The 26,444-nt window shown below is 63.7% G+C and carries 25 protein-coding genes, 1 tRNA gene and 1 pseudogene; 13 read left to right on the top strand and 14 right to left on the bottom strand.

Going from position 1 to position 26,444, the window contains the following annotated elements:
• Positions 1-219 precede the first annotated feature (219 nt).
• Genes ACHMW7_RS04880 through ACHMW7_RS04860 form a run of 5 tightly spaced genes read left to right on the top strand, consistent with a single transcriptional unit; the run spans position 220 to position 5,419 of the window.
• Positions 220-1,257, top strand: coding sequence for a FecCD family ABC transporter permease (locus ACHMW7_RS04880; RefSeq protein WP_395449226.1), 1,038 nt, complete (start codon positions 220-222; stop codon positions 1,255-1,257).
• Complete coding sequence (locus tag ACHMW7_RS04875) at positions 1,254-2,267, top strand: FecCD family ABC transporter permease (protein WP_395449225.1); 1,014 nt, start codon at positions 1,254-1,256, stop codon at positions 2,265-2,267. The genes ACHMW7_RS04880 and ACHMW7_RS04875 overlap by 4 nt, the downstream gene beginning before the upstream one ends.
• Positions 2,264-3,070 (top strand): ABC transporter ATP-binding protein, encoded by an 807-nt coding sequence (locus ACHMW7_RS04870; protein ID WP_395449224.1) that lies wholly within the window; start codon positions 2,264-2,266, stop codon positions 3,068-3,070. Before ACHMW7_RS04875 ends, ACHMW7_RS04870 begins: the two co-directional genes overlap by 4 nt.
• Before the next feature lie 13 nt (positions 3,071-3,083).
• On the top strand, positions 3,084-4,040 hold the full coding sequence (locus ACHMW7_RS04865; RefSeq protein ID WP_395449223.1) for an ABC transporter substrate-binding protein: 957 nt from the start codon (positions 3,084-3,086) through the stop codon (positions 4,038-4,040).
• A gap of 20 nt (positions 4,041-4,060) precedes the next feature.
• Positions 4,061-5,419 (top strand): MATE family efflux transporter, encoded by a 1,359-nt coding sequence (locus ACHMW7_RS04860; RefSeq protein WP_395449222.1) that lies wholly within the window; start codon positions 4,061-4,063, stop codon positions 5,417-5,419.
• Between the two features lie 20 nt (positions 5,420-5,439).
• On the opposite strand, the gene ACHMW7_RS04855 is transcribed toward ACHMW7_RS04860, so the two are convergent.
• Both ACHMW7_RS04855 and ACHMW7_RS04850 read right to left on the bottom strand, forming a co-directional pair.
• On the bottom strand, positions 5,440-6,792 hold the full coding sequence (locus tag ACHMW7_RS04855) for a sensor histidine kinase (protein WP_395449221.1): 1,353 nt from the start codon (positions 6,790-6,792) through the stop codon (positions 5,440-5,442).
• Complete coding sequence (locus ACHMW7_RS04850) at positions 6,792-7,466, bottom strand: response regulator transcription factor (protein ID WP_395449220.1); 675 nt, start codon at positions 7,464-7,466, stop codon at positions 6,792-6,794. Before ACHMW7_RS04850 ends, ACHMW7_RS04855 begins: the two co-directional genes overlap by 1 nt.
• Positions 7,467-7,749: 283 nt before the next feature.
• On the opposite strand from ACHMW7_RS04850, the gene ACHMW7_RS04845 reads away from it, so the two are divergent.
• Together ACHMW7_RS04845 and ACHMW7_RS04840 are read left to right on the top strand one after the other, a co-directional pair.
• Positions 7,750-8,328, top strand: a complete 579-nt coding sequence (locus ACHMW7_RS04845; RefSeq protein ID WP_395449219.1) for a class I SAM-dependent methyltransferase — start codon at positions 7,750-7,752, stop codon at positions 8,326-8,328.
• Entirely contained in the window at positions 8,315-8,944 is a 630-nt protein-coding gene (locus tag ACHMW7_RS04840) for a DedA family protein (protein ID WP_395449218.1), read from the top strand. The genes ACHMW7_RS04845 and ACHMW7_RS04840 overlap by 14 nt, the downstream gene beginning before the upstream one ends.
• Positions 8,945-9,145: 201 nt before the next feature.
• Here ACHMW7_RS04840 and ACHMW7_RS04835 read toward each other — a convergent pair.
• Positions 9,146-9,220: transfer RNA gene (locus ACHMW7_RS04835), tRNA-Gly, on the bottom strand.
• Positions 9,221-9,434: 214 nt separating this feature from the next.
• Between ACHMW7_RS04835 and ACHMW7_RS04830 the strand changes: the two genes are divergently transcribed.
• The 4 genes from ACHMW7_RS04830 to ACHMW7_RS04815 all read left to right on the top strand — a co-directional run bounded on the left by ACHMW7_RS04830 (position 9,435) and on the right by ACHMW7_RS04815 (position 11,978).
• On the top strand, positions 9,435-9,947 hold the full coding sequence (locus ACHMW7_RS04830; protein WP_395449217.1) for a prolyl-tRNA synthetase associated domain-containing protein: 513 nt from the start codon (positions 9,435-9,437) through the stop codon (positions 9,945-9,947).
• 73 nt (positions 9,948-10,020) lie between these two features.
• Positions 10,021-10,989: a thioredoxin gene (gene trxA, locus ACHMW7_RS04825; RefSeq protein ID WP_395449216.1), complete on the top strand. Its 969-nt coding sequence runs from the start codon at positions 10,021-10,023 to the stop codon at positions 10,987-10,989.
• Between the two features lie 66 nt (positions 10,990-11,055).
• The gene (locus ACHMW7_RS04820; protein ID WP_395449215.1) at positions 11,056-11,727 is read left to right on the top strand and encodes an LON peptidase substrate-binding domain-containing protein; all 672 of its coding nucleotides are present in this window, start codon (positions 11,056-11,058) and stop codon (positions 11,725-11,727) included.
• A gap of 23 nt (positions 11,728-11,750) precedes the next feature.
• Positions 11,751-11,978 (top strand): Trm112 family protein, encoded by a 228-nt coding sequence (locus ACHMW7_RS04815; RefSeq protein WP_395449214.1) that lies wholly within the window; start codon positions 11,751-11,753, stop codon positions 11,976-11,978.
• A 13-nt stretch (positions 11,979-11,991) separates the two neighbouring features.
• On the opposite strand, the pseudogene ACHMW7_RS04810 reads toward ACHMW7_RS04815, so the two are convergent.
• The 3 genes and pseudogenes from ACHMW7_RS04810 to ACHMW7_RS04800 all read right to left on the bottom strand — a co-directional run bounded on the left by ACHMW7_RS04810 (position 11,992) and on the right by ACHMW7_RS04800 (position 17,734).
• Positions 11,992-15,340 (bottom strand): annotated as a pseudogene (locus ACHMW7_RS04810) (error-prone DNA polymerase).
• Positions 15,337-16,800 carry a DNA polymerase Y family protein gene (locus tag ACHMW7_RS04805; protein WP_395449213.1) on the bottom strand — a complete coding sequence of 488 codons (1,464 nt, stop codon included), beginning with the start codon at positions 16,798-16,800 and terminating at the stop codon, positions 15,337-15,339. Before ACHMW7_RS04805 ends, ACHMW7_RS04810 begins: the two are co-directional and overlap by 4 nt.
• Positions 16,742-17,734: an ImuA family protein gene (locus ACHMW7_RS04800; RefSeq protein ID WP_395449212.1), complete on the bottom strand. Its 993-nt coding sequence runs from the start codon at positions 17,732-17,734 to the stop codon at positions 16,742-16,744. Before ACHMW7_RS04800 ends, ACHMW7_RS04805 begins: the two co-directional genes overlap by 59 nt.
• Before the next feature lie 192 nt (positions 17,735-17,926).
• Here ACHMW7_RS04800 and ACHMW7_RS04795 point away from each other — a divergent pair, with 192 nt between their 5' ends.
• Positions 17,927-18,349, top strand: coding sequence for a metallopeptidase family protein (locus ACHMW7_RS04795; protein WP_395449211.1), 423 nt, complete (start codon positions 17,927-17,929; stop codon positions 18,347-18,349).
• An 18-nt stretch (positions 18,350-18,367) separates the two neighbouring features.
• On the opposite strand, the gene ACHMW7_RS04790 is transcribed toward ACHMW7_RS04795, so the two are convergent.
• Together ACHMW7_RS04790 and ACHMW7_RS04785 are read right to left on the bottom strand one after the other, a co-directional pair.
• The gene (locus tag ACHMW7_RS04790; RefSeq protein WP_109574120.1) at positions 18,368-18,577 is read right to left on the bottom strand and encodes a DUF1737 domain-containing protein; all 210 of its coding nucleotides are present in this window, start codon (positions 18,575-18,577) and stop codon (positions 18,368-18,370) included.
• Positions 18,574-19,473 carry an HpcH/HpaI aldolase/citrate lyase family protein gene (locus tag ACHMW7_RS04785; RefSeq protein WP_395449210.1) on the bottom strand — a complete coding sequence of 300 codons (900 nt, stop codon included), beginning with the start codon at positions 19,471-19,473 and terminating at the stop codon, positions 18,574-18,576. The genes ACHMW7_RS04790 and ACHMW7_RS04785 overlap by 4 nt, the downstream gene beginning before the upstream one ends.
• 97 nt (positions 19,474-19,570) lie before the next feature.
• On the opposite strand from ACHMW7_RS04785, the gene ACHMW7_RS04780 reads away from it, so the two are divergent.
• On the top strand, positions 19,571-20,740 hold the full coding sequence (locus tag ACHMW7_RS04780; protein WP_395449209.1) for an NAD(P)/FAD-dependent oxidoreductase: 1,170 nt from the start codon (positions 19,571-19,573) through the stop codon (positions 20,738-20,740).
• Between the two features lie 770 nt (positions 20,741-21,510).
• Here ACHMW7_RS04780 and ACHMW7_RS04775 read toward each other — a convergent pair.
• The 6 genes from ACHMW7_RS04775 to ACHMW7_RS04750 all read right to left on the bottom strand — a co-directional run bounded on the left by ACHMW7_RS04775 (position 21,511) and on the right by ACHMW7_RS04750 (position 26,403).
• Positions 21,511-22,632 carry an ABC transporter permease gene (locus tag ACHMW7_RS04775; RefSeq protein ID WP_395449208.1) on the bottom strand — a complete coding sequence of 374 codons (1,122 nt, stop codon included), beginning with the start codon at positions 22,630-22,632 and terminating at the stop codon, positions 21,511-21,513.
• A gap of 3 nt (positions 22,633-22,635) precedes the next feature.
• Positions 22,636-23,397 carry an ABC transporter ATP-binding protein gene (locus ACHMW7_RS04770; protein ID WP_395449207.1) on the bottom strand — a complete coding sequence of 254 codons (762 nt, stop codon included), beginning with the start codon at positions 23,395-23,397 and terminating at the stop codon, positions 22,636-22,638.
• Positions 23,366-23,980: an ABC transporter substrate-binding protein gene (locus ACHMW7_RS04765; RefSeq protein WP_395449206.1), complete on the bottom strand. Its 615-nt coding sequence runs from the start codon at positions 23,978-23,980 to the stop codon at positions 23,366-23,368. The genes ACHMW7_RS04770 and ACHMW7_RS04765 overlap by 32 nt, the downstream gene beginning before the upstream one ends.
• A 9-nt stretch (positions 23,981-23,989) precedes the next feature.
• Positions 23,990-25,060 carry a sulfotransferase family protein gene (locus tag ACHMW7_RS04760; RefSeq protein WP_395449205.1) on the bottom strand — a complete coding sequence of 357 codons (1,071 nt, stop codon included), beginning with the start codon at positions 25,058-25,060 and terminating at the stop codon, positions 23,990-23,992.
• Between the two features lie 192 nt (positions 25,061-25,252).
• Positions 25,253-25,387: a hypothetical protein gene (locus ACHMW7_RS04755; protein ID WP_395449204.1), complete on the bottom strand. Its 135-nt coding sequence runs from the start codon at positions 25,385-25,387 to the stop codon at positions 25,253-25,255.
• Positions 25,387-26,403: a type III polyketide synthase gene (locus tag ACHMW7_RS04750; protein WP_395449203.1), complete on the bottom strand. Its 1,017-nt coding sequence runs from the start codon at positions 26,401-26,403 to the stop codon at positions 25,387-25,389. The genes ACHMW7_RS04755 and ACHMW7_RS04750 overlap by 1 nt, the downstream gene beginning before the upstream one ends.
• Positions 26,404-26,444 lie beyond the last annotated feature (41 nt).

The raw sequence follows: 26,444 nt of genomic DNA, 5'->3' as shown, positions 1-26,444 counted from the left end.
AGGCGCTGATTGAAACCAGCGCCGATCTTAAGGCCGTTGCCATCAATGGGCGGTACGGACGCATTCGGCATGAGAAAATTGCATGCTAGCATGAGAAGTTTTCGATTGCGCAGCCGGGCGCTGTAGGCGATTGGCGAGAAAACTTGATTGGTTTTCTCATCAATTGGCGCGGCCGGCACGACGAATGATGGTCCTTCACCGCAACACCAGCGCCGCGCGATGACATCGCTTCCGGGCGCCGCCTCAGCCAGTCGAACCGGAGCGGGACGCTGCACAAGCAGCCTTCGCGTCGCCGGTCTGCTCGTAGCGGGGCTTGTCGTGCTTGGCGCCCTGGCCATTGGCGGGCTGTTCGTCGGCGGCGTCGCAACCCCTGTGCCAGTGGTCATCGATGCGCTTTTGGGGCGCAGCGCCGGCCCTGAAGCAGCGATCCTGTGGAAGCTGCGCATCCCGCGCGAACTTCTGGCCATGCTGGCAGGTGCAGCGCTCGCCAGTTCAGGCGTCGTCATGCAGGGCGTGGCGCGCAACCCGCTCGCCTCGCCCGACCTCACCGGTGTTTTGACCGGCGCCAGCTTTGCCATCGTTGTCTTCTACGTCTTCGTGCCGTCGGTGGCGGCCATCGCCCACCCCTTCATCGGCCTCGCCGGCGGATTGCTGGCAGGCGGCACCAGCCTGCTGATCGCTTCCGCCGGTGGGCTGTCGCCGGTCCGGCTGGCGCTGGCAGGTTCGGCCGTCGCCTTCTTCTGCGCCGCGGGCATCACCACGGCACTTGTTCATGCCGGGCCGACCGTCGCCTCGGTGTTTTTCTGGCTCACCGGCGGCCTCGCCGGCCGGGGTTGGCAACATCTCACCATCCTGCTGCCCTGGGCCATCGCGGGCCTGTGTGCCTGTATGGTGCTGGCAAGGCCGCTCGACCTGCTCGCGCTCGGTGACGAAGCCGCCGCAACGCTCGGCCTCAATGTCGGCTTCTGGCGCCTCGCCGGTGCCTCGACCGCAATCGTCCTGTCGGTCGGCGTCGTCGCCGTCGCCGGTCCCATCGGCTTCCTTGGCCTGTGCATTCCCCACATCGCCCGCAGCATCGTCGGCATCAGGCATCAGGTCCTGATGCCTGTCGCTGCCATGCTGGGCGCGATCGCTTTGCTTGCCGCCGACACGCTGGCCCGCACCATGGCCGCCCCGCGCGAATTGCCGATCGGCGTTCTCACCGCAATCGTCGGCGGCCCGTTCCTGATCCACATGGTCTGGAGGAGGACGGCATGACCCGGCTTCCGTTCTGGCCCACCGCCGTTGTCACCTTTTGCGCGCTGGTCATCTTCGCCTTTGTTGCAACGCTCAATGGCGCTGCCGATCTCGGGCTGCGGCAGGGGCTCGATGCCCTTTTCTTCGGCACCGGCGACAACGCCGCCATCTTGTGGGACATCCGGCTGCCGCGCGTCGCCATCGGTATCCTTGTCGGCGTCCATCTCGCCCTATCAGGGCATCTGTTGCAGGCCGCGACACGCAACCCGCTGACCGACCCCAACGTGCTCGGCATTGCCGGCGGCGCCATGCTCGCGGTGATGATCTTTTTGCTTTTCACCGTCTATTGGGGCCAGACCGACGGCAGCAAGCTGACCTCTTATCCGCTCGCACCCTTGCCGTTCGTTGCGCTTTTCGGCGGCCTGGTCGCGGCGACCTTGACCTATCTCGTCGCCTGGCACGCCGGCGCGACCCCGCTCCGGCTGGTGCTGGCCGGCATCGCCATCGGCATCACCTTCCAGGCGCTGGGCCTCGGCATTTTCGCCGCCTGGGGTTCGACGCGGATGGAGACGGTGCTGCTGTGGCTGTCGGGCAGCCTTTATGCCCGCGGCTGGGAGCACGCACTGCATCTGCTGCCTTGGACCATCGCCGGGCTGCTGGCCCTGCCGGTCATGGTCGCCAAGCTCGACCTGCTTTCGATCGGCGACGACGCGGCAGCGACACTTGGTGTCCATGTCGGCACCGTCAGGTTTTCGGCCATCGCCCTTGCCACCGTGCTGGCTTCGAGTGCGGTGGCGATCGTCGGCCCGCTGGGTTTTGTCGGCCTCATCACGCCTCATGCCGCGCGCCGCTTGGTCGGCTCGTCGCTGGCGAGGTCGTTGCCGATCTCGGCCCTTCTCGGCGCCCTTTTGGTGACGCTTGGCGATCTTATCGGCCGCATCGCCATCCCGCCTGCCGAAATCCCGGTTGGCGCCGTCACCGCGCTGATCGGCGTGCCGATTTTCCTCGTGCTGCTGGGGCGACGCACATGACCGGCCTGACCTGCCAGGACATCTCTCTCGGCTATGGCGCACATCAGGTGCTGCGCAATGTCAGCCTGTCGGTTCCCTCAGGCAAAATCACTGCGCTGATCGGCGCCAATGGCTGCGGCAAGAGCACCTTGCTGCGCGCCATGGCCGGACTGCTGCGCCCGATGTCGGGTGAGATCGCGCTCGACGGTCGAAAGCTCTCGGCATGGCCGCGCAAGCAGCTGGCACGACGGCTTTCCTTTCTGCCGCAGGAGATGGTCGACCCGCCGGAGATCACTGTCGCCGAGCTCATCGCTTATGGCAGGCACCCGCATCACGGCCTGCTTGGGCGCGTCGCCCCTGGCGATGCCGAAGCCGTTGCGCGGGCCATCGCCGCCACCGACATGACCAGCCTCGCCGACCGCATGGTCTCAACGCTCTCGGGCGGTGAACGCCGCCGTGCCTGGATCGCCATGGCGCTCGCCGTCGAAGCCGAAATCCTTCTGCTCGACGAACCCACGACCTTCCTCGACATCGGCCACCAGTTCGAGGTGCTTGAGCTGTTGCAGCACATCAACCGCGCCCACGGCATCACGGTGGTGCTGTCGCTGCACGACCTCAACCAGGCCGTCCGCTTCGCCAACCATCTCGTTGCCGTCGATCGCGGCACCATCATCGACCAGGGCGTACCTGCCGATGTCATGACCGAGCGCCTGTTGACCGACACGTTCCGCGTCAGCGCCTCGATCACCTGTGCCACCGGCAGCCCGCCCGTCTTCATTGCCACCGGGTCGATCAAGGCCCCTTCCCGCCATGCCCCTGTCTGAAAGGAACCACATCATGAACCGCAGAGATTTCCTGGTCCGCTCCACCGCCGTCGGCATGGTGGCGATGTTCGCCACCGCAGCCAGGGCCGCCCCGCACACGATCACCGACGACCGTGGCGTCGAAATCAAGCTTGCCGACGATGCCAAGAGGGTCGCCGCGATCTCCTATTTCGGCGCCGACGTCGCCCTGGCACTGGGCGTCACCCCGGTTGCCACCACCTACATGGTCGAGGGCCGCAATCCCGATCACCTGCTCGACAGGCTCGTTGACGTGGCCAAGATCGGCCAACGCGCCAGTCCCAACCTGGAGCTCCTGGCCCAGGCAAAGCCCGACCTGATCGTCGCCATCAAACGCTACACCGAAGCCAATGCCGCCAAGCTGGAGGAGATCGCGCCCTATCTGGCGGTTCGCCTCGAAACCTCGGAGGATTCCGAGCGCGACCTTCTGCTGGTCGCCGAAGCGCTGGGCAAGAAGGCCGAAGGCGAGAAACTCATCGCCGATTTCCAGGCCGAGTTCGACGCGCTGAAGGCCAAGGCGCCTAGGGATCGCGGCGTGAAGTACCTCTATTTCTACGGCTCGGGCGAAGCCCCCTGGACCTTCTACGAAGACGACGTCACCGCCTCGATCCTGACCGCACTCGGCGGGGTCAATGTCGCCGGCAAGAACCCGACACCGGAGGTTCCCGACAACACCGCCTTCGAGATGAACCTCGAGGCCATGCTGGTCGCCGATCCCGACGTCATCATCGTCTATGACTACGGCCCGGATCGCCCGTTCGAAACCAACCCGATCTGGTCGTCCTTGCGCGCGGTCCAGCAAGGCAAGGTCCATTTCGTCGGTGACCACTGGATCGAGTCGCACGGCCCGATCGCCCGCCGTGTCGTCATCAACGAGGCCGCGGCGATCCTCTACCCCGACACCTTCAAGGCCGAGACGCCGCGCGCCATCGCCGGCCGCATCCTCGCCTGAGCAATGGCTTGACGCGCGACATGGCGAGATCCTCCAACCTGTCGCGCGTTATCGCCGATGCGCGCCACATATTGGAGCTGGCGGTGCCGTTGGCACTGACCCAGCTTGCCCAGGTGGCGATCTCGACGACCTCGATCATCGTGCTCGGCCTGCTTGGTTCGGCCGAACTCGCCGCCGGCGGGCTTGCGATCGGCCTGTTCAACCTGCTGCGCACGATGGGCGTCGGCCTTGCCGTGGGCACCGCCAATCTCGTTGCCGAAGAGGCTCGCAGCACAGGCGACGCTGGCAAGATCGCGCGCTACGCCGCCGCGAGCCTGCAGATCTCGACGCTCGCCGGACTTGTCGCCATGGCGGTCATGACCCAGGCCGAGCCGCTGCTGTTGATGTTCGGACAGGACGCCGATGTCGCGCGCCGCGCCGGCATCTACCTGCTGGCGACATGCTGGGGCATTCTGCCCTGCCTGTGGTTCAACGCACTGCGCAGCTTCGCTGTCGGCCTGCGCAAGCCCGGGCCGGTGCTGGCGATCACCGTCGCCTCCATCGCGCTCAACGCCATTCTCGCCTATGGCCTCGCCACCGGCCGTTTTGGCTTGCCGCGGCTCGGCGCACCAGGCGTGGCATTCGCCGCCGCGCTGGTGCACTTGGCAAGCCTTGCCGCGCTTTCGATCCATTTGCTGCGCACCCCGGGTTACGATGCTTCCAGCGTCGTACCGGCCTTGCTGCGGATCGACACGCAGGCCTGGAGACGCACCCTGGCCCTGGGCGTGCCGACGTCGGCGGCCTATGGTTCCGAGGCCGCCTTCACCGTCGCCATCGCGCTTTTGATGGGCACCTTCGGCGAAGCCGCCCTTGCCGCCCACAACATCGTCAACCAGGTCATCTACATTGCCTTCATGCTGGCCATCGGCCTGTCGCATGGCACGTCGGTGGCCATCAGCGAGGCGCAAGGGCTCGGGCAAAACCAGTTGAAGCGCCGCTATGGCGCGATCGGCGTTGGTATCGGGATTGCCGCCATGGCAATTATCGGCGTCGGCTACATCCTGGCGCCACAGCTGGTGCTGTCCATCTTTGCCGCCGGCACCGGGTCGGGCACGACAGAAACGATGCGGATCGCCGCCCAATTGCTGGCCATGGCAGCCATCCTGCAGCTCTTCGACTGTTCGCAGAACGTCGGCGTCGGCCTGATGCGTGGCCTTGGTCGCGCCAGGCGAACGCTTGGCCTGACCCTTGTCGGCTACTGGCTGGTCGGCTTTCCCGTCGCCGTGGCGCTGTCTTATCCGCTTGGCCCGACGGGCGTGTGGTGGGGCCTTTGCGCCGGCCTCGCCGCAACCGCCATCCTGATCCTGTCCAGCTTCGAGCGCCTGACCCGCAGCCGCTGACGCTTCATTGGAGAGAGGCGTCAGCTGGTAGGTGTCAGAAACTGCATCCGCAGGCATGCGCCTTTGTCAGCGTCAACGACAGCAACCTGGCCACCGTGCAGGTGCATGATCTCCTGCACAAGATTAAGCCCCAGCCCAGCACCGCGACCGTCAGGTTTCAAGCGGTTGAACGGTTCGAATATCTGCCTCCGCTCATTGGCCGGAATGCCTTTGCCTTCATCGCACACTTCGACGAAGCCGGCGGCACCGACACGAACCGTGATCGTTCCATGGCGGCCACCATGGTCGATGGCGTTTTGCACCAGATTGGTCAGGGCCCTTTCGAGCGAGGTCTGGTCGCCCACGATCAGGACTTCGCCCCGATCAGGTTCAAATGACATGTCATAGCCTGCCGTCAGCGCCAGCGGGCCGAGATCAAAGACCACCTGTTTGGCCATGCCAACCAGATTAACTGGCAGGAAGTGGTTCGACTTCTGATCGAGCCGCTGAAGATCGAGAAGCTGGCCTGCAAGCGTCGCAAGACGTGCGGCGTCCTCGAGCAGACCTCGCTTGTCGGCTCCAGAGGGCAACGCTGCAACCCGCGCATTCAGTATCGCAATCGGCGTGCGCAGTTCATGTGCTGCCTGGGCAAGAAAGTGCTGATGGCGTGCGTATCCGGCATCGAGACGTCGGAGCGCATCGTTGACCGCGCTGACAAGCGGACCGATTTCGACAGGCACATCGTTCACCGGCAGCTGCAACCCGCGCTTGTCAAATTCGATGCGGGCCGCTTGCGCCACCGCCCGGCCCAGCCCTGCCAGCGCCCGTCGTACGACAACAGGTGTCGCAACCAAGGTCGCCAGCGCCATCAGGGCGATTACCGGCAAGATGACGGAGACAAATCCCCCGGATACCCCCATGGCAAGGCGACGGATGGACATCCGCCCTTGGGTGCCAGTCAAGATCTGAACCTTGCCGGCGGCGGTTGTGACCCACTTGATGACGGCATCAGGCTTTCCACCTACTCCCACCTGCCCGAGCCGGGCGTCGTTCAGCTTGTCGAGTATGCCGACGACGGGCGCATAGGTCGGCGGCACGTTGCCCTCCGACAAGCGATGTGCCTCGGCATCCCGGATCACGAACCAGAGCTCCGGAGCTTCGGACCGAAGACGAACAAGTTCGGAGGTCGGCCGAAGAGCCAGCCCGCCGCTCGCATCTCGCACAACCGCATCCGCGAGCACGTCGAGACTGCCTCCCTCGTAATCTTCGACGAGATAGCCGGTGCTCCAAAGTGCTGCAACGACCAGCACCACGAATGCAGCGATCATTGCCGCCTGCAGCGCTACGATCCTGCTGACCAGAAGCCACTTCAGGGAACGCGGCTTCGATCGCATCACGCTGTCTCGCTCAGGAGATAGCCCACCCCACGTATGCCGCTGATCGTTACGCCTGCATTGGCATCCGCGAGCTTACGGCGGGCCCGCGAAATATGGGTATCGAGCGCATTCGACTCGATATCGTCATTCATGCCAAAAACAGCTTCCATCAGCGTTTCGCGCAGTACCATGCGGCCCATTCGCCGCATCAGGGCTTCAACCACAAGCAACTCCCGCCGCGGCATCCGCAGATGAACCCCGTCGACATGCGCCTCGCGGTGCGTGAAGTCGAACGACATGCGGCCGATACGCACGATGTCAGCCTGTAGATTGACCGGACGGCGCATGATGGCCCTGAGCCGGGCCAGCAATTCCTCAAAGGCAAATGGTTTGCCGAGATAATCGTCAGCACCGCTGTCGAGGCCGGCAACCCGGTCGATCAGGTCACCTTTCGCGGTCAGAACCAGCACCGGCACCACATTGCCGCTTGCGCGCAGTGACTTGATCAGCGAAAGCCCGTCGCCATCCGGCAATCTGCGGTCCAGCACCACCACGTCGTAAATATCGTTGTAGAGCGCTGCGTCAGCCTCCGCCAAGCTTGCCACATCGTCGACAACCATGTCGTGGCGGACCAGTCCGCTACGGAGCACACCGACCATCGCCTGTTCGTCTTCCACCAACAGCACGCGCATTCTGTAAGCTCCGTCGCTCGCTCGGATGGTTTAACCAGGTGCCATCACGGCTGCATTGAGAAAACCTTGCAACCAAGCTTTTGCGAGGAGGTTTTTGGCCCATTCCGGCGCCGCCCATTCCATCCATCGACGAATGTTTGCGTGACAGGTTTTCTCAATCTGGGCGTGTGAGTTCTCAGCTCCTCACTGGATAGGACGAGATCAATGCCCCGCAATTCCGCCAGCCTCGCGGCTGAACGACAACTCACACCTTCTGTCGATGGTTCGATCCTGGATGGCCGGCATGTCGATCGCTGATATTCCGCCATTCTTTCTAGCCTGGCTTCGCAATCCGCGCAGCATCGCGGCTGTGGCCCCATCAGGCGCCCGTGTCGCGGCACTGATGACCCAGGAAATCGACGCTGCGACCGGTCCCGTCATGGAGCTGGGACCCGGCACCGGAGCCTTCACCTATTCACTGCTCAGGCGTGGCGTGTGCGAGAAAGATCTAACGCTCGTCGAGTTCAGCGCTGATTTTGTCCAGCTCTTGAAGTCGCGTTTCCCTCAAGCCCGCGTTCTCAAGATGGATGCGACACGGCTTGCCGAAATCAGGCTGTTTGATCGCGCTTCAGTTGGCGCGGTTGTCAGCGGACTAGGCTTTCGCGCAATGCAACCCAATCAGGTCACTGCCATCCTGAGCGGAGCCTTCAAATATCTGAGGCCCAACGGTGCATTTTATCAGATCACCTATGGCCCACGCTGTCCGGTTCCCGATTCCGTTCTGGATCACCTGAACCTTAGTTCAGCGCGTGTCGGCCGAACCGTCTGGAATGTTCCGCCGGCGTCCGTATACCGGATTGGCAGATCCGATGACGGCGCCTGAGTTCACCATGCAAGTGCCGCACGCTGTCGCGGAGCTGATAAGCTTTGGGCTCGTCGGCATCGGCTGTCTCGCCATTGCCGAAAAGTTCGTCCCTCTCTTTCCCTCCTACGTCTTGCTGATGCTGTTGGGAATGACCGTGCCGGATGGCGCGGCACTCGTCCTGACGATTGCAGTCACGACAGCAGGATCGGCGATTGGCGGGCTGTGCTGGTATGCGATCGGCTGGTCGCTTGGGCCGCAACGGGCGCGCGCGGCTGTCGCGCGTTATGGCAAATGCGTATTCGTGAAACTGTCGTTCTATGACAGGCTGACCGATGCCTACCGCCGCAATCATTTCTGGGTGACGCTGTCGGGGCAGGTCATTCCGGCGGTTCGGATTTATCTTGCCTTGCCCGCCGGCGCCTTGAAGCTTGAAACCAGAACCTTCCTGGCTGCGACTTTGCTTGGCTGCCTGATGTGGAACACGCCGTTTCTGTGTCTTGGCTATGCCTTGCGCAGCAGTGGGCACGATCTGGCGCGAGTTGGCTTTTGGGCTGCTTGCTTCATCGTCGCTTTCGAAGCCATGATCGTGCTGACCATCCGATGGCGGAAGAGGCCCGCAAGCCCACCAACTTGAGCCAGCCGGGCTTGGCAGTGCCCCGGCATCACCAGCATGCCTCCGGTCTTTGTTATCGGCGTGGCTGGAACAGCGCGTGTTGCACCGGATGCCTGACCGAGCCAGTCATGCGCGGTCGGGCGTCTTTTCCAAGCTTCAGGTTCACCATCCCCCAGAAACGACGAAGGCCGCGGAGAACCGCGGCCTTTTTCGTGGGATATTTGGAGCGGGTGAAGCGATTCGAACGCTCGACCCCAACCTTGGCAAGGTTGTGCTCTACCCCTGAGCTACACCCGCTCGCCGCGGCTCGTCGCCGCAACGGCGCCTATATGGCCGATGCTCGCGGCGAATGCAACAGGGAAAGCGCGATCTTTTTCCGCTATTTTTCATACCCCAGCGAAAGCCCGGATTTCTGCGGAAACCGCGCCTGTGGATGAATGGAGCGGGCTTGTCTTGGCCGCGGCCTTTGCCCATAAACCGTGGCACCCAGCAATTTTTGGCGAAGGCTTGCATGACCGGCGCGACGAATCCCAAGACCAGGGCCGAACTTTTGGCCTTCCTCGACAGCCTCGGAATCGCTGTTAAGACGCACGATCACCCACCGCTGTACTCGGTCGCGGATTCGCAGGCGCTGCGCGGCGCGATCCCCGGCGGGCACACCAAGAACCTGTTCCTCAAGGACAAGAAGGACAGCTTCTTCCTGGTCACCGTCGATGAGGAGGCGAACGTCGACCTCAAGCAGATCCATCATCTGATCGGAGCGTCAGGCAGGGTCTCGTTCGGCAAACCGGAAGCACTGATGGAGCTGCTCGGCGTTGTGCCAGGTGCTGTCACCGTCTTCGGGCTGATCAACGACAGCTCTGGCAAGGTCAAGCTGGTGCTCGATGCCACCTTGATGGAAAACGCCGTGATCAACGCCCACCCGCTGACCAACGAGGCGACGACCTCCATCGCCAATGCCGATCTGCTGCGATTCGTCGAGGCAACCGGCCACGATGCTGTTATCTTGAAAGTCTCGGGCTGATCGCCACATGGTTGGCTGACAGCCGCGCGGCCGAACAGGGCGCATGCGAGAACGACACACCGGAAGAGTGAAGATGAGCAACGAAAGCAATCCCTTCGGCGGCATGAGCAGCCAGTACGCCACCAACGTGCAGTTTGGCACGGCACCCGCCAATGGTGTCGCACCTGCGGCCGATCTCATCAAGGACACGACGACCGCGGCCTTCCCTGCCGATGTGATCCAGGAATCACGCAACCAGCCGGTGCTGGTCGACTTCTGGGCGCCGTGGTGCGGCCCCTGCAAGCAGCTGACCCCTGTTATCGAGCGCGTCGTCCAGGCCGCCGGTGGACGAGTGAAGTTGGTCAAGATGAACATCGACGATCATCCGGCGATTGCCGGCCAGCTCGGCATCCAGTCGATCCCTGCGGTCATCGCCTTCAAGAACGGCCAGCCGGTCGACGGTTTCATGGGTGCTGTGCCCGAGAGCCAGATCCGCGACTTCATCGACAAGATCGCCGGCAAGGATGGTGGTCAGCCGCAGGTCGCCGAGGCGCTTGCAGCCGCGACGGAAGCGCGCGACGCCGGCGACCTTCAGACAGCGGCGCAGATTTATGACGCGGTGCTCGAACAGGCGCCCGACAATATCGACGCCATCGCAGCACTTGCCGACATCCTCTTCGAGGCCGGCGACATTGAAGGCGCGAACGAGGTGCTGGCGCGCGCGTCGGAAGACAAGAAATCGACCCCGGCGCTGGTTTCGGTCCGCGCCAAGATCGCACTTGCCCAGGAGGCGGCGGCTCTTGGCGATTCCGCCGAGCTCGAGCGCAAGCTGGCGCAGAATCCCGGCGATCACCAGGCGCGCTTCGATCTCGCCATGATCCAGAACGCCAAGGGCCAGCGCAGCGAGGCGGCCGACAATCTGCTCGCCATCGTCAAGGCGGACCGGACCTGGAACGACGACGGCGCCCGGGCGCAACTGCTCAAGCTGTTCGAAGCCTGGGGCTTCACCGACGAGGTGACGCTGGCCACAAGGCGCAAGCTGTCGTCGTTGCTGTTTTCGTAGTCGCAACGACACCGCGGCCTTGCGTTTGGTTGCAGCGACCCCAGATGAGTAGCAACTGAGGACAAGATGCAGGCAGGAAACGCGCATTACCGGCTCGACCGCGATCTGCCGACAACGTTGGCGGTGTTTCCGCTGACGGCGGCACTGCTTTTGCCAGGCGGGCGCATGCCGCTCAACATTTTCGAGCCGCGCTACCTCCAGATGATCGATGACGCGATGGCCGGCTCGCGGCTGATCGGCATGATCCAGCCGTCGCTTGACGGCAATCTGCGTCCGGACGGCGAACCGGCGCTCTGCCCTGTCGGCTGCATCGGCCGCATCACCTCGCTCGCCGAGACCGGCGACGGCCGCTACCTGATCTCGCTGCAAGGCGTCTGCCGCTTCCGCGTTACCCAGGAGCTGGCCGTCAAGACGCCGTTCCGGCAGTGTAAGATTGCCTCGTTCGCCGCCGACCTCGGCGAGGACAAGGCCGGCGCGGAAGTCGACCGGCCGGCACTGCTCAAAGCTTTCCGCACCTACCTGCAGGCCAACGAACTCGAGGCCGACTGGGAGAGCGTCAGCCGCGCCGACAACGCCATCCTGGTCAACGCGCTGTCGATGATGGCGCCCTATGGAGCTGCCGAAAAGCAGGCACTGCTCGAAGCTCCCGATCTCAAGACCCGCGCCGAGACGCTGATCGCCATCACCGAGATGGCGCTGGCCCGCGAAAACGAAGACTTCGGATCGAGCTTGCAGTAGCAGCGGCGGCCAGGAGAGCTGGAATGGTCGAAACCAACAAGCGCGACATCGACGTCAAGCTGCTCGAACTGCTGGCCTGCCCGCTGACCAAGGGGCCGCTGAGGTGGGATGCCGAACGCGGCGAACTTGTCTCCAGGCTCGCCCGCCTCGCCTACCCCGTCCGGGACGGCATTCCCGTCATGCTGCCCTCCGAGGCGCGGCAGATACTCGACAGCGAGGTCGCGCCAAAGAACACCTCGTCGACGGACTGAGCCCGCACCTCCTTCATTGAAAATTGCGCCCCTTTGGCATGACGCTGCTGGCCTTGCGGGCGAGCCGTTCATACGTCTGCACGACGCGGGGATCCTTTGCCGCCTTGTCTGCAGCGCTTTGCCTGGGTCCGCTCGCAGGCGTGGATTGTGCCTTTTCATCGGCGGATGCCTGCAGCTCTTCCGACATGGCGGCCAGCCAATGCGTCAAATCCTCCATCTTGTCGGCAACGATGTGGATCACGCCCGATTCCGCCTGCAGCTTGCCGGTGACCCGGATGAACTTCGACCCCATGATGACAGGCCGGAAGCGCTCGAAGACGCGTGCCCAGACGATGATGTTGGCGACCGAATTTTCGTCCTCCAAGGTGAGGAAGATGGCATTGCCCTTGCCCGGTCGCTGGCGAACCAGCACCAGCCCGGCCACCGAGACACGCCTGCCATCCGGCACCTCGGGCAAACGGCCGTTCGGGGTGATGCCTGCCTTGTCCAGCCGTTGCCTGAGGAAGGCCACCGGATGCGCCTTCAGTGAAAGGCCGAGCGAACGGTAGTCGTGGATGACATGCTCGCCGAGCGGCATGGCGGGCAGATACATCTGCGGCTCGTTGTCAGTCAAATGAACTTCTGGCTGGTCGAACAAAGGCAACGTTTCGGCGGCACTCTTGCCGTCGAGCGCACGCACCGCCCATAGCGCCTCGCGCCGGTCGAGGTCGATCGAGCGGAAGGCATCGGCTTGGGCGAGGAGTTCGATCTCGCCGACGTCGAGACCGGAGCGCAGCCAGACATCGCGCACCGAGACGTAACCCTTGCCGCGCCGCTCGACGAAGGTTTGCATCTTCTTGTCGCCAAGCCCCTTGATCTGGCGGAAGCCCAGCCGCACGGCGCGGCTTGTCTTGATGACGTCGCGCATTTCGGCGTGGCGGGCACGGATGCGCCTGGGGTCGAAGCCGGAGCGTTCGAGCGTGCAGTCCCAGTCGGAGCGGTTGATGTCGACGGCACGGATTTCGACACCGTGGTCCTCGGCGTCGCGAACCAGTTGCGCCGGCCGGTAAAAACCCATCGGCTGCGAGTTCAGGATCGCTGCGCAGAAGACATCGGGATAATAGGCCTTGAACCAGCACGAGGCATAAACGAGCAGCGCGAAAGCGGCGGCATGGCTTTCGGGAAAGCCGTACTCGCCAAACCCCTCGATCTGCTTGAAGCAGCGCTCAGCGAAGTCGCGCTCGTAGCCGCGCGCGACCATGCCCTTCACCATCCTGTCACGGTAATTGCCAATCGTGCCGGTACGTTTGAAAGTGGCCATGGCGCGCCGAAGCTGGTCGGCCTCGCCAGGCGTGAAACCACCGGCGACGATGGCGATCTTCATCGCCTGTTCCTGAAACAGCGGTACCCCCTTCGTCTTGCCCAGGATCTCCTCGAGTTCCTTTTTAGGGAACTCGACTTTTTTCCTTGTCCTGCCGGCGGCGGAGATAGGGATGCACCATGTCGCCCTGGATCGGACCGGGCCGGACGATCGCCACCTCGATGACCAGATCGTAGAATTCTCGTGGCCTGAGCCGTGGCAGCATCGACATCTGCGCCCGGCTCTCGATCTGGAAAACGCCGAGCGTGTCGGCGCGACAGATCATGTCGTAGACCCTTTGGTCCTCCGGGGGGAGCGTCGCCAGCGTGTAGGGCCGGCCATGCCGGTCGCGTTCGTCGTAATGCGCCTCGAGCAGGTTGAACGCTTTGCGCAGGCAGGTCAGCATGCCGAGCGCCAGCACATCGACCTTCAAGATGCCGACGGCATCAAGGTCGTCCTTGTCCCACTCGACCATCTTGCGCTCGTCCATCGCCGTCTTGACGATCGGCACGATCTCGTCGAGCCGGTCCCTGGTGATGACGAAGCCGCCGACATGCTGGGACAGGTGGCGCGGAAAGCCCATGATGCCGTTGGCATGCTCGATCACGTGCCTGGTCACCGGATCGGCCTTGTCGAGGCCACCGGCCGTCGTCTCCTTCTCGCCAAGCTCAGATGAATACCAGCCCCAGATGGACCCGGACAACGCGCCCCTGACATCGTCCGACAGGCCCATCGCCTTGGCGACCTCACGCAGGGCCGAGCGGCCGCGATAGGTCACGACGGAAGCCGCGAGCGCGGTGCGCTTGGCGCTGTATTTCTGGTAGATGAACTCGATGACCTCGTTGCGCCGCTCATGCTCGAAGTCGACGTCGATATCCGGCGGCTCGCCACGCTCCACTGAAATGAAGCGTTCGAACAGGACATCGACGATATCAGGCCCGACATCGGTGATGCCGATGCAGAAGCAGATGACGGAATTGGCGGCCGAGCCGCGTCCCTGGCAGAGGATATCCCTGGATCGGGCGAACTGGACGATGTCGTGCACGGTGAGGAAATAGCGGGCGTAGTTGAGTTCTTCGACGATGCCGAGCTCATGCCGGATGATGCCTTGCACCTTTTCCGGCACGCCGTCCGGATAGCGTTCCTTCGCCCCTTCCCAGGTCAGCCTTTCCAGTTCCGCCTGCGGTTCGAGGCCTGATTCCGTCGGTTCGTCGGGATAGTTGTATTTGAGCTCCTTCAGCGAAAAATGCAGGCTTTCGGCAAAGCGCAGCGTCTCGGCCAAGGCCTCCGGATGCCGCCTGAAAAGCCGGCTCATGTCAGAAGGGCCCTTCAGATGGCGTTCAGCATTCGCCTTCAGTTCGAGCCCTGCCTCGGTGACCGGCACATTGAGACGGATTGCAGTCAGAACGTCATGGAGCGGGCGCTGGGAAGGCGCATGGTAGAGCACATCATTGGTCGCCATCAGCGGCAAGCCTGTCATTGCCGCCATTGCCGCAGCCTGCTCGATCCTGAAACGATCATCGCCGCCAAAATTCGGAGCAACCGCCAGCCACAGGGCGGCACCGAACCGCTCCTTGAGGCTACGCAGAAGCGCGACATCGCTTTCAGTGGCAGCCATGACGTCGGGCAGCACGGCAAGCGACAGCAGATCACCCCATTCGAAAAGGTCGGCGCGGTAGAGAAGCGGCGCGCCCTTTTCACTTTCATCCCGGGTGTTGGCCTGGGTGAGCATGCGGCACAGATGCCCCCAACCCTTGCGATCCCTAGGGTAGGCGAGCATGTCGGGCGTGCCGTCGGCAAAGACCAGGCGACAGCCGGGATGGTAGGCAAGCCCTTCCGTTTCGGCCATCTTCCAGGCACGCACTGTGCCTGCCACTGTATTGCAGTCGGCTAGGCCGATCGCCGAAAGCCCCAGGAACTTCGCCGCGATCACCAGTTCTTCCGGCCCGGAAGCACCGCGCAGAAAGGAAAAATTCGACTGGATGCCGAATTCGGCATAGCTCGTGACAGCCGCGATGTTCATGCGAAGACCCCATGCAGGAACCAGCGCGGGGCTGCTGCCTGCGCACCATAGAGGCCTTGCCGGTAGAGCCAGTAACGGCGGCCATCGGCATCTTCGACGCGGTAATAATCCCGCGTCGGCGCCTCGGCCCCATCGCGCCACCATTCGGGTGCGATACGTTCCGGCCCCTCGGCGCGGGTGACGCGATGCAGCGCACGGCGCCAGCGGAAATGCGGTGGCGGACCCTCGGGTACCTCGGTCAACGGAACGTCGATGGGTTCAGGCGCGCGGAACAGGCGAATGGGGCGCTCCAGCCGGCCGGGCTGATTGACGGGGCTACGCCGCGCCTTGCCTGCCAATGCCTTCCTGTTTTCCTCCTGCGCAAAAGAAACGACGGCAGCGGCACGCTCCGGCAGGTGACTTTCAGCCGGAACAGGTTCGAGGACGGCGGCCTCGCCGAGCCGAGCCGTCACGCGGTCGGCGAAAATCGCCAGCCCTTCGCCATCATCTTCGACCTCACCGGCAAGATCGCCCTGCCGCGCATCGAAGCGGGCTGTCGAAAGTGCCGACAGCCGCACCAGATCGAAGCCGCAGCCGGCATCGATGGTCTCACCAAGCGCAGTCAGCCGTTCGTGAAACAGCTTTCGGATCAGCACAGCTTCGCGGATTGGGCGCGAGGCGCCGACCGTGATGCGGCTGACCATGCCGTCGACCCTGAACAGCAAAAGCTCAAGCATGCGTGCACCCTCCTCGCGGCGCTCGAGATCGACCTTGAGCGTGGCGGCAAGCAGGCCAACCAGCCGTTCGACCTCCTCGATCAGCGAAAGCGGGTCGGCGAGATGGCGCTCGACCGAAAGCGGTGCGACCGGCAGGCGCGGCGAGATCGCCTCCTCCAGCCGCCCAAGACCCTGGTCGAGCCGCTCAATGAGCGTTGCGCCGAAACGCCGGACAAGCGGCGCGCGCGGCCCATCCATGATCGCGCCGACGGTGCGCAGCCCGACGCTTTCAAGGCTGGTTTTCGTTTTCGGATCAAGGCGCAGCGCCGATAGCGGCAGGCGGGCGAAGAAGTTGCGCTCGCTGCCCGGAGCAATAATCTGGCCGGCGGCGAAACGTGCGGCAGCCCATGCCGCGCCCGGCGTCGAGGCAAGGCCGGAGCGAACGTCAAAGCCTTGATGGAAGAAACGAGCCATCAGATCGGCGAGCAGGGCCTTTTCGCCGCCGAAAAGATGGGCACAGCCGGTAATGTCGAGGAACAGCCCGTTTTCACCGTCGATCGCGACAAGCGGCGTGTAGCGGTCGCACCAGTCGGCGAGGCTTTCCAACAGCCGCCGGTCGGCCTCGGGTTCGGCCTCGGCGACGTCGATCGATGGATGCATGGCGCGCGCTTCGGCAATGCCCATTCCCGGCCGCAGCCTGAGAGCCTCAGCCTGCTCGTCGAGGGCGGCGATGCGCTGGGCGTTGTTCTCGCGATGGCTGATCACCAGGGGCTGGATCGGTCGCGGGCCTGAACGCCAGGACCGTCCCAGCCGCCGCCGCAGAATCCGCTCGGCCGCGAGATGGGGAAACCACAGCGACACGATTCTCTGGGCTGTCTCTTCTTTCTTCGAGGACGTGTGCATTTGGGTTCCATTCCAGAATGAATTTGCCGGGAAGCGCCGTGCGGCTCTTGCCGATTTCGACCGATACGGCAGGCGGTCCGATGGACCCGGCGAGCGGACCAGCGATCGTGCGTCGAAGCGAGGCCGGCGCCGGCGTGACGATGAGGCGGACGGGGGCTGCGGTCGGTTCCGGCGCGGCTGACTGGCGCAGCAGGAGCACCGGCCGGCCGGCCTCCTGGGCGCGACGGTGCAGCCGCCGTGTCGCCGTGAGATCGAGCCCGCGCGGGTTGCCGCGCAACTCGACGATGACGGCAGCAATCTCGTCGATGCGCGCGGCCTCTTCGGCGATCCACAGTGCGTCGCTCGGCTTGGGCGCCTCGGCAATAAGCAGGCGTTCCGGCGCAAGGCCAAAAAGCCAGTTCAGACCAGCCGCATAAGGAAGCCCCGCCTCCCTGAAGATTTCGGCGGTGCCGATCCAAAGCACCAGCGCGCCCGGCTTTTGGCAGGCCTTGAGCATGAGGCTGACAAGGCAAAGAGCGAGACCCGCGGCAGCCCCTGCATTGCGTGTCTGGGTGCCGTGGATTTCGGTCAGCGCGGCTTTCGGCAAGCCGCCGCCCAGGGTTTCGTCGAGCCGCTCGACCCCGGTCGGCAGGAAGAAGTCGCGCGCCGAGGCAACGCCGTTGCGGCGGACCAGCAGACCCGACGGTTGAGACGCCTCGACCGGAGCCTCCAGCCTTTCGGCCAGGGTTCCCTCGATCTTCGCTATCTTCTGGCGCAGGGCAAAAACGACGTCCCGCGCCACAGCGCTGGTCGCCATGTCGATGCCTCCGGCTAATTGTTCCTGTTATGTTCTTATAGATTCCAGAGGCGCCGCTGAGAGTCAAGCCGATTCACGGGGAATTTATTCCTCTCCCCAAAAGCAGCTCCTCGCCGCTTATTTATCATCGGGACGGCAAAAGCCTCGTAAGCGGCGCGGCGAACGGCTATATGCCCCTCAAAAGGACGACGAATGGCCCGCATTTACAAGACCCGCGCCTGGCACGACCAGCTTTCGCCCTCGATCGAGGAGATGGAGCTTCTGTCGCTGGAGGCCTATGCCCATCTGCCGGAGGAGTTTCGCCAACTGACCGGCGAGGTTGTCATCCAGCTGGCCGAGTTTCCCACCGACGAGATCATGGACGACCTGTCGCTGGAAACGCCGTTCGACCTGCTTGGGCTGTTCGAGGGGCGCGGCATCGCCGAGCGCTGGAACCCGCAGACCGGCGAAGGCCCCAACCGCGTCACGCTCTATCGCCGCGCCATTCTCGACTATTGGGCCGAGAACGAGGAGACCCTGGGCGACATCGTCACCCATGTGCTGATCCATGAGATCGGCCACCATTTCGGCCTGTCCGACGAGGACATGGAAAGGCTGGAGGAAGCCGCCGAGTAGCGGCAGCCGCCCCAAAGATCAAAAATCGCTGAGTTTGGTGACGCCGGCCTCGTAGTCGTGGCCTTCGACATCCTTCACCACGGCCTGGCCGCAGCGCATCGTCTTGGTCTCGGCGTCGAAGGAATAGGTCGGCGAGCCGAACAGGTGCCAGCCCTTGTTCACCGCAGCGGTGACCTTGTGGCAGAAGGTGGCGTCGTCGGGGCCGGTCAGGAAGCGGTAGAGTTTCATTTTTCGTCTCCCGTCATCTCAGCGATCATCGCCGCACGCGCCAGCACCTTCTCGGCCTGGACCAGATGCAGCCGCTCAACCATCTTGCCACCGAGCGAGATTACACCGCGCGAGGCATTGTCGGGAAGCGCGAAGGCGTCGGCAATGGCGCGTGCCTCGGCAAGGGCTTCGGCGGACGGCGAAAAGGCTGAATTGGCGCCGTCGATCTGGGCGGGGTAGATGACGGTCTTGCCGTCGAAGCCCATGGCGGATGCCTCGGCGCAATCACGCGCGAAGGCGTCAAGATCGCGAAAATCGTTGGACACGCCGTCGAGCATGTCGAGCCCGCCGGCGCGCGCCGCAAGCACCATCTGCATCAGCCAGGGCATCAGATAGCGCCGGTCGGGCGTCATCAGCACCCCGGTTTCCTTGACGATGTCGTTGGTGCCGGCAACCAGGCAAGCGAGCCGCGAGGCCGGATCGCGGCCAAGCTCGGCGATGGCACCGATGTTGATCAGGGCGCGCGGCGTCTCGACCATCGCCCACAGCTTCAGCTCGTCGGGTGCGGCAGCGTCATCGAGCACGTCGCCGGCCTCCAATATGTCGCGTGGTGTCGCGACCTTGGGCAGCAGCACGCCATCGGCATTCCAGCCGCTGGCAGCGGCAAGATCGTCGGCGCCCCACTCGCTCGACAGCGCATTGATGCGAACGACGTATTCGCGTTTGCTCGCAGGTCGCTGCGCCAGGAACTGGCCGAGCCGTTCGCGGGCGGCAACCTTCTCGTGCGGCAGCACCGCGTCCTCGAGGTCGAGGATGACGGCGTCGCAGGCAAGCGAGGACAGCTTGGCCAGGGCCTTTTCGTTGGTGGCGGGCACATAAAGCACCGAACGGCGCGGGCGCGAGACAGAATGTGACATCTGGTCTTCTTGCCCGGCAATGCTGGCCCTTGCAAGGGCTTGCCCGGCGGTGGCGTAACTGCTTTTGTCCTCCAGTGCAGACAGACGGGAACACTTCATGGCACGCTACGACGTGGTCATCACAGGCGGCGCGATCGTCGGCAGCTCGATCGCCTATTATCTGCGCGAGGAGGGTTTCACCGGCTCGATCGCGCTGATCGAGCGCGACCCGCAATTCGCCCATGCCGCGACCACGCTGTCCTGCGCCTCGATCCGCCAGCAATTCTCGATCCCCGAAAACATCCGCCTGTCGCAGTTCACGCTTTCCCTGTTCCGCCGCCTCAAGGAGGAGTTCGGCCCCGACGCCGACATCGGCTTCCGCGAGGGCGGCTATCTGATCCTCGCCGGCGACAACGGCCTGCCGATCCTCAAGGCGAACCACAAGGCGCAGCTGGCCGAGGGCGCCGACATCGTGCTCGAGGACGCCGAACAGCTGCAAAAGCGCTTTTCCTGGATCTCGACCGAGGGTATCTCCGCCGGTGCTTATGGCCGCACGGGCGAAGGCTGGTTCGACGCGCATGCCATGCTCGGCCTGTTCCGCAAGGCGCTGAAGACCAGGGACATCGACCTGATCACATCAGAGGTCACCGGCATCGAACGTCAGGGCAACTGCGTCACCGCAGTCACGCTTGCCAGCGGCGAGCGGCTGGAAGCCGGCACGCTGTTCAACGCCGCCGGGCCGAACGCCGGTAAGGTCTCCGCCATGGCCGGCATCGCCCTGCCGGTCGAGCCGCGCAAGCGCAACGTCTTCGTTTTCGAAGCGCGCGACAAATTCGCCGACATGCCGCTGATGGTCGATCCCTCCGGCGTCTATGTCCGGCCCGAGGGTTCGGTCTACATCACGGGCGGGGCCGAGAGCGAGGATGGCGAACTGGCGGCCGACGTCAACGACTTCAACCCTGACTGGGGGCTGTTCGAAGAGGTGATCTGGCCGGTGCTGGCCACCCGCGTGCCGGCCTTCGAGGCGATCAAGGCGACCCAAGCCTGGGTCGGGCATTACGACTACAACGCGCTCGACCAGAACGCCGTCATCGGCCCGCATCCCGAAGTTACAAACTTCATCTTCGCCAACGGCTTTTCCGGCCACGGCCTGCAGCAGGCGCCGGCGGTGGGCAAGGCGCTGGCCGAGCTTCTTATCCATGGCAGCTACCGCACCATCGACTGCTCGGCCTTCGGCTACCAGCGCATCGCAGAGGGGCGGCCGTTCCGCGAGCTGAACGTGATCTAGGGGTTTTGCCCCTGCTCTCAACTCGGGCCCATTCGCCCTCATCCCATGCCTGTCGAAGGATGGGGGCGCGGCTGCTTCCTTAGCCCCTCGCCCTTCGACTAGCCCGCATTGTCGGCTTCCATATCCTACACTGAATGGACTTCGTCTGCGTCGCGGCATGGATCCCCGTAACCCTGCGCGGCTTCGCCGCTTCGGGCACGAGGATGACGAGGAAAGGGGCGTCGCCGCCAATCGCGAGCGTTGGCGATTGGCGAGGGCCCACGAGAGCGGAGATGCTCGTGACGCTTGCGCGAGGCACCAAGGCATCCGTCATCCTCGGGTCGGAGTGCGAGCGCAGCGAGTGCGGAGATCCCGGGGATCCATGCCGCGACAGTCGTGAAGCCCATTTCGGCGCAAGCATGCCCCTCACCCGCACCGGCTGTTTCATGCCGGAAACCTTTCGTTGACGGATGGCTTGCTCGCCGGCCTGGCGAACCAGCCGGATTTGTCAGGGGAAGCCGACGCGCCTTCTTCAGTATTCTGATTGCGGTACGCCACCATGCGTCCGCCGGTGCTCTTGCTCCGCCCTCGTGCCGTTAGACGCATTTTCGCGTCGGCCGGCGGGGCCTCCGGTCTGGGGGCTCTTTGCCCTCCAGCCATTTCGAATGACAGCAATGCGCCCCTCATTTCGGTCGTTGAGAAGCGCTTTGCTGTTTCCTGAAAGCAGACATCGCCGGTCACCGCGCTCCGGGTCCTCTAAATGATCCGCTTGGTCAACAAATACTCCAGCGTCAGATCCTGCGGAGCGCCTCAGCGGGGAGAAGGCGCGTGGCGCGCCAAGCCGGGTAGAGGGCGCCTAGGGGCCCCGCGATGAAGACGAAGAGCATTGCCTGCCCGATCGACCAGCCCGAGAGGTAAGGTACGATCAGACCAGCCGCGAACTTTGTCTTCGCCGCCATCTCCATTGTAAGGGCGCCAAGAATGATTCCTATGACCCCGCCGGCAGCGCTCATGAACATGCCTTCGATGAGAATGAGCCGAAGAATCCGCCGCGGTGACCAGCCAAGCGCTGCGAGAACTCCAATTTCGAACGTCCGCTCGTTCACGGCCATCAGAAGTGTATTGGCAATGGCGACGGAGGCCATCGCCATAACAACCAGTGAAATTGTCCGGGCAATCGCTTGAAGCAGATCGAAGATGCGGATGCTGTTCGCAAACTGCTCGGTGTTGCCTACCTCGAACCCCGGAGCGGCGGCGATAAGCCGGGCTCGGGCAGCAGCGATGTCGTTCTTGTCGAGAGGGCGCTTCAACCTCACCTCGTACAAGGTAAACACGTCCTCCCGCGACAGGAGTTGCTGCAGCCCTTCGAGCGGAACGATCGCGCTGTTCTGGTTCAGCATGGACGAGAACGACGCGATGCCGACAACCTGGTAGGGCTGGAACTGGAGCTCGACAGTATCACCGACCCGCTTGTCCAATGCGCTGGCGATCGACTCGCCAAGGATCACGGACCACTGGTCCGCCGGTGCTGGGATTCGCCCCGCTAGGAGGTGCATGTCTTTCCATAGGAAGCTGCCGCTCGGCCAGCCGGCCATGACAATATTCGCGGCGTCGTCAGCGGTGGTGATGTTCAGGAGAATGCCCGACACGACCTCGACGTTTGGCACCGCAGAAAGCGCCAAGCCCAGCGACTTGGGCACGGTGCTGCTCACGAGGTTGAACGCGCTGCGCTGGCTTACCACCAGGTCTGCGCCGTTCTCATCGATTCCCGAAGCAAACGAGTGCTGCACGCCAGCAGTCAGGCCTGTAAGTGCCACAAACCCCGCGACCGCCAAAGCGATGCCGAGAACCGTGAGAAGGGTGCGAAGCGGACGTGCAATGAGGCCGCGCAAGGGAAGGGTCAGCTCTGTCATGGGTTAGCGGATCCGCGACGCCGGCGCGGGCGTCGACATCGCCGCCATTCGGCTGTCCGAACGGATGCGGCCGTCGGAGATCTCGACGCGCCGACCGCACAGTGCGGCCACGTCCTCGTCATGGGTCACTACGATCACTGCAGTACCGAACTCCCGATGCGCGTTGCCAATGATGGCCATCACCGATTGGCTCGTCTGCACGTCGAGGCTTCCTGTCGGCTCGTCCGCAACGAGAAGCTTCGGACGGTTAGCAAGCGCCCGCGCAATGGCAAGCCGCTGGCGCTCGCCGCCCGAAAGTTCGGCCGGCCGGAGCGTAGCGCGCTCGACAAGACCGAAATGTGCCAGAAGTTCCAGCGCGCGAACGCGACGCTGCCGCGCTCCGCCGAGGTTTCCCAACAAGGCCACCTCGATGTTCTCGCGCGCCGATAAAGACTGGAGCAGGAAGAAGTTCTGGAAAACGATGCCGATCTTACTGGCCCGGACGGCCGCCCATGCAGCCCTCCCGTTGACTGCCCGCCCTTCGAACCGAACTTCGCCGCGCGTCGGCCGGTCGAGCCCACAGACCAGGTTCAGGATCGTAGACTTGCCGCTCCCGCTCCGGCCGACAATGGCGACGGTCTCGTCATCTTCGATTGCGAGCGACACATCGTCGACAGCGACAATGCGGCCGCCGTCAAAGTCGCGGCCGACGTTGCTCAATTCGACGAGGGAGGACATGAGCACGAGCGAGCGGTCATACCCGGCCTTTCCTGAGATCGACGACAAGCGCGGGGATCGAGCCGCCGTTGCCGGCGAGCATCTGGGCAATGCGGTCCCGCTGCTGCACGGTTACGGAGCCGCCGTCGATAAAGACATCGCCGATGCAGAGTTTTCCGCGGCAGTGGCGGACACGCCACTCCACGGAAGTTGGGCGGTGGAGCGGCCGGCGGAATTCGCTGCGCACCAGGATGTCGCCGTTAGCCAGGGCCCTTGTGCCGAGCACGGCGAAATTCGTGTCCCGCGTCCGCTCCAGCCTGTCGGCCAGCCTGTGGGCGATAGCATACAAGAGCGCATCGACCACCGCAGCGCGGTCGTCTGCACTCGCGTTGCGCCAATGCGTCCCCAGCACGGCTTGGGCGATTCCCCTCCCATCGAAGGCCGCGGAGATCGAGCGGAGCTGTGGCTCGGCAGGTCCACCGTGCCCGAGCACAATGGCCGCCTGGCGCACGGTCTCAATCAACTCGACCGCACCACTCTGCTCATCCGCAGCTTCCGAAAGCGATGGGGCGTAGATCGCGAGCAACAGAGGGACGAGAAAAAGCCGGGTCAAAGCTGCCCAGCTTGTGTGCGACCAAAGGCGTGCTGTCATGATCCAATGTCATCCAATGCGCGGTTGGCTGTCAATATCGAGCGTCTCAGCAGCATCCCGCGCACGTCGGTGCAGCGCAGGCGCATGCCCAAAAGTGGCAGCCAGCGGTTCGAGGCGAGCTACGCGCGCTTTCTGCCTTTCCGTCAGGTTCGGATAGCTGTTAGGCACCTGCTTGCCGAACGTCGCGGCGATCTGCGGCATCCGCGCCTCGCAGCCGCGGGAAAATGGCAGGCCCAGTTCACGGTAAATCCGCTTCATCTCGCCTAAGGGGTCGGCAGTGAGATCCTCCAGCCGCACTTCTGCGAGGTCGGCAGCTGGAATCAGAGCTCTATCTGCCAGATAGTGCATCTCTGTCGCGAGATATTCGCAGGTGATGATCTCCTCTTGCTCGTCCTCGGGCAGTGGCGGCTGCAGGGCGAATGCACGCTGCAATTCGCGCGCCAGAAGGAGGTTGGACCGGAACACGACTTCCGGCGAACGGGAGATGTGGACAAACTTGGCGCCAGGAAACAGTTCCAAAAGGTAGCGGACGCGCGCCGTATGGCTCGGCGACTTCAGCAGAAGTCGCCGCCCACCTGCAACGAGAGTAAGCTTCTGGAGGAATGCGAACTGATATGAGCGCCAGCGGCTCAACTCCTCCTTCGAAAGCGCGTCGAGATCGTGAAATCGATTGAAGAAGGCTTGCCGGCGGGGAAGCATGGCGCGTCCGGCGAGGACCGACATCCCACCCAGATTGTTCAACGCGAAATCGTCCTCCGCGGGCAGCTTGGCGCCCACCGGTACGACTGCGTTGAGGCGCGTCAACGGTAGCAAGGGTACGAAAAGGTAGCGGAGGAGAACCCAGCCAAGGACGAATGTCTGAGGGGCCAGGACCTGCGGCCAGCTCGGTGATCTTAGGCCTGGGTCGGCTGCCAGCAGGTTCTGCAAAAACGTTGTCCCGGATCGGAAGTAGCCGAGAACGAACACAGGGGCGTTATCCCGCTCTATCCGGGGAGGTCGCAGCCGCAGCCATGCTCCAAGGATCAAGCGCTCCGGCAGGGAGGCGACCGTGTTGATCCCCGAAAGCAGGAGCAGCAACACCAAGCGCGGCCAGTAAGCGGGAGGGATCTCCGCGCGCCATAGGATGCGCAGCACGGCGTCAAGAGGCGCCACGCACATAAAGTGCGGATACGGCAAATAGGGCACCAGCCGACGGGCTGCGAAAGCTCGGATGCGGTGTCGGACGTTGTTCGATGGCATCATCAAGGAACTTGTGATCCATAGGTTCAGAGTTCAAATCGTCGAAGTCACCGTCGACGCTTCGGAGCGAGTCCAGAATGCGCGGTCTGCGGAATCGTCGACCGCCAGACCATCGAGAATCTCGCGCACGAGGCGCCGCAGCGATATGTTTTTGTGCAGTGCCGTCATCAGGCAGTCCGGAACATCATGGTCTCAGTGGTCAATCCCGGCCCGAACGCCATGCCGCACCCGAGCAAGCCCGAAGGCTCCTTCAGCATTTCAGCCATCACGAACATCACGGTTGCCGATGACATGTTGCCGTATCGCCGGAGTACTTCGCGCGATGCGGCGAGCGCGGTCGGCTGCAGTTTGAGTGCCCGCTCGACCGCGTCGAGCACGGAGCGGCCGCCGGGATGCACCGCCCATAAATCGATCGCCTTGACGGGCCTGCCGCCGAGGATGGCCGGATAGTCGTTGCGCAGCGTCTCTCGCACCGCGCCGGGAACCTGGCCGGACAGCACCATGTCAAAGCCGTCGTCGCGGATATGCCAGCTCATCAGCTCTTTACCCTCCGCCGCGACGATGGCGTGGAAGCTTTCGAGCAGGATGCCGTGCGGTTCGGCCGTTACCAGCGAGGCAGCGCAACCGTCGCCCCACAGGCAAAACGAGATCAGCTTCTCAAGTTCGGTGGCTTCCCTGAGATGCAGCGTGCACAATTCGATGTTGACGATCAGCACGCGGGCTTTCGGGTCGGAGCGCACAATATGGCGTGACAGCTTCAAGGCGTTGATGGCGGCATGGCATCCCATGAACCCCACGATGGTGCGTTCGACCGACGTCGCCAAGCCGCATCGCTGCATCAGCTCGAGGTCGATGCCAGGCGAGGAAAAGCCGGTGCAGGTCGTCACTATCAAATGCGTAATCAGCGAGCGGTCTTCGTTGACCAGAAGCTTGTCGACCGCCTTTTGCGCGAGCTCCGGCGCGGCGGTTTCGAACAGCACCATACGGCTTGCGGTGCTGGCGAATGATCCCCTGACTGACGTGCCGTCGCGGTCGATTGCCCCATCGCGCGGATCGTCGGCAGGAGCAAAGCAGGAATAGCGATGATCGATGCCGGCCAGACCGACCATTCGCTCGAAGAGCGCAAGGCGCTGGGCGTCGTTTGCAAGCAGCCAAGCCCCGTAGCGGAGGAAGAATTGATGCACGTCGTATTCTGGGACAGACGTAGCAATGCGGTTCAGATGCG

This window comes from Aminobacter sp. UC22_36, assembly GCF_044056035.1.
In the GTDB taxonomy this organism is placed as follows: Bacteria; Pseudomonadota; Alphaproteobacteria; order Rhizobiales; family Rhizobiaceae; genus Aminobacter.
Note: the sequence above shows the minus strand (reverse complement) of the source record. Positions and strands in the feature narration are given on the sequence as shown.